The following is a 2,811-nucleotide window of genomic DNA, read 5'->3' on the forward strand; positions in this document are numbered from 1 at the left end:
AGTAACTCCACCACGTAAAGAAGCATCTGTTGCTGTTTAATACCTTAGATTATTCATACTTTTGCTAAGTCTCTGATTAACTCAGCCCTGCTGGGTCATTTTGTATAGCTTAGTCTAAACTCCAGGAACTGTATGATGCGATCGCAAACCTAAAACGAGTGTTGGTTGCTGTTCAAACTTCTAAATTTTTATCTATTAGCTTTCAACCTACTGGTATTGTATACTCGCACATGACAGTAGTTTTTAAACTAGATGACTATACCTCTTTTTCTATTTTAAATGCTTCGTGGCATACAGACTGGGTGGTTGAATATTGTTCAAGTTTAGAAACAAGACTTCGTTATATACCAACAGATGGTTTTGAGACCTTCCCCTTCCCCCCATCAACTGCAAACCTAGAAGAAATAGGCGATCGCTACTACAACCATCGCCAAAATATCATGCAAACACGCCAAGAAGGATTAACCAAAACCTACAACCGCTTCCACAACCCCGACGAAACCGCCGCCGATATTCAACAATTGCGCGAATTGCACATAGAGATGGATAATGCTGTAGCTGGTGCTTACGGTTGGCAAGATTTAGAATTATCTCATGGTTTCCACCAAACTAAACAAGGCTTACGCTTCACCATCAGCGAAACTGCACGGCGAGAAGTGCTAGATAGATTATTAGAATTAAATCACCAACGCTATGCTGAAGAGGTAGCACAGGGTTTACATGATAAAGGCAAGAAAAAAGGTAAATCAGGAGGTAAGAAAAAGCCACAAGCGGAATCTAAAAATCAAGATAATGATAATGGGCAATTAAGTTTGTTTTAGGCATGAAACATTGGGGAGATATTATAAATAATTAATATAAAAAGGTATAAATTTTAAGTTGGATTTACTTAAACAATCTATTTTTTTACAAAACTATTAAAGTTCCTGTTTTGTATTTTCTAACTTTTCTTTCAGAGCTTCAGCTTGCAGAAGCCTAGCTTGGGCAATCTTTTGGCAATGGTTAATAAGTTGATAGTGAATATTCTTTCCTCTATCAACAATTGCTTGCAACAAATCTTCTGCTTGTTTATCCCACTCTCCCCTACCAGCAGCACTCATCAAAGAGATTACAATATATTTATGAGCCTTTTTACCAGTTCCCACCTCGTCAATATGCTTGTAGCTTTTATGTAAATTTACCTCAGTCGAAGCTACTTCCAAATTAGTAGATGCCTGGGTTGCTTTTAAAGGTAGATTGAACAACTGTGCGAAACTTTGAGCTATTTTATTGATAGAAGAACCTGCATTCGTCCAAAAAATTACAGGAGGAAATGGAATTTTTGCTTCTTCCCATCGTTCTACATATTTTTCGTATGCCTCCATAGCAGTTTCATAGTTTGATTTTATTTGTAAAGGGTAGCATTGGTTATTGACATTAATAATTAAATCCCACTTAAAATTAACATCTGCGATGCTATTCTCGCCTGTTGTCCATGCACTAACTCCCTGCAAAAGTTCAAGTGCGAGCATGATTCTTTTAACGCTTTGATCCCCTATTTTGTGTTCTTGCGTATCGTAACAGTAAGTACTTGAACTACTGTATTCAGTAGACCAATAATCAAGTCGTTTTTTAGAAACTGGATAAAGTTTATCTGCACCACAAAAACCAAAATTCTCATCGATTTCTTTAGATATGTTTACTTCTATTGGTAAGCCTGCCTCTGGCAACCAGTAAATTTCAGGTCTGAGAAGAAACCCTACTGGATGGATTGTAATATAAAGTTTCTGTTCTCCACTACGCTCAACTTCTCTATAATTGCTACTATTTACTGTAGCAGGATCAAAAAATATTGAAAGAGTTCGTTCATACGCTTCTCGCTCTTCAAGTTTATTAATTAACTCTTCCCAATTCCTGTTATTCATTTCTAGCTGATAAGCTATAACACTAGCAGGGTACTCAATATTATTAAAAATTTGACCTTTACTTAAGTCTAAAACCTTTTGATTATGTATAGCTAACAAATTATAAGTTAGCTCTTTATCATCAATCAAAGAAATATGACGTTGAAAACTTATGCCTCCAGAGTATTTAAAATCTTCGTCTTTTTCTATAACAACTATTACTCCACTGTTATAAGCAAGTTGATACGTGATTTTAGTTGTTGATGAATTAGGATGAGAGTACCTTGGCTCTAATTTTACAAGTGGTAGCCTAAGTTCAGTAAGCGGATAAATTTCCTGAAAATCAATATCTGAAAACATTTTTACTTTAATACCAAGACTAGGGGAAATGCTCAAAATCACGATTAGGCTGATTTCAAGAGCTAAATTTTAGTATTCCCTAGCTTGATGCAAAGCTAACACGTATTCAAATCTGTTGTTAAAAGTTAAAATTAACTCAAACCAAACATTTAATTTTAATTGCTAATTTCTATGTTGCTAATTGAATCTATTCTGTGATTAACTTTTTTATTTATTATCAGATAAAATTAGATATTTAAAATAATTATATTTATCGAAATATATTACATATAAAAGCAAAAATAAATTTAACTTGTTGACATTTAAATTACATTGAAGAGGATATCAAGTAGATAAAAGTAGGTTTTCTTGGTTATTTATTCCATCCCCTATCCAATTTAAAATTTAGTATAATTTTTAATAACGATTGTACACAACTAGTTATATCTACGTATAGATACCCATCTACCATGATCTTCGAGATTATCCACAAACCCACCTTCACCAATCAACTCTTAGCTATCCCTAAAGAGTATGTGATGCAAATATTGGAGAAAATCAAAGTATTGCGGGATGATCCCAAACCTCA

2 protein-coding genes are annotated in these 2,811 nt (G+C 34.2%); one reads left to right on the forward strand and one right to left on the reverse strand.

Annotated elements, in window-relative coordinates; translation table 11 throughout:
• The first annotated feature begins 158 nt into the window (after positions 1–158).
• Positions 159–821, forward strand: a complete 663-nt coding sequence (locus tag LC653_RS45495) for a type IIL restriction-modification enzyme MmeI (protein ID WP_308189274.1) — start codon at positions 159–161, stop codon at positions 819–821.
• A gap of 96 nt (positions 822–917) precedes the next feature.
• Here the strand turns inward: LC653_RS45495 and LC653_RS45500 are convergent, their stop codons facing one another.
• Complete coding sequence (locus LC653_RS45500) at positions 918–2,243, reverse strand: hypothetical protein (RefSeq protein ID WP_229501791.1); 1,326 nt, start codon at positions 2,241–2,243, stop codon at positions 918–920.
• Positions 2,244–2,811 lie beyond the last annotated feature (568 nt).

The sequence above is a fragment of the Nostoc mirabile CHAB5784 genome, from assembly GCF_020829645.1.
Classification (GTDB): Bacteria; Cyanobacteriota; Cyanobacteriia; order Cyanobacteriales; family Nostocaceae; genus Nostoc; species Nostoc mirabile.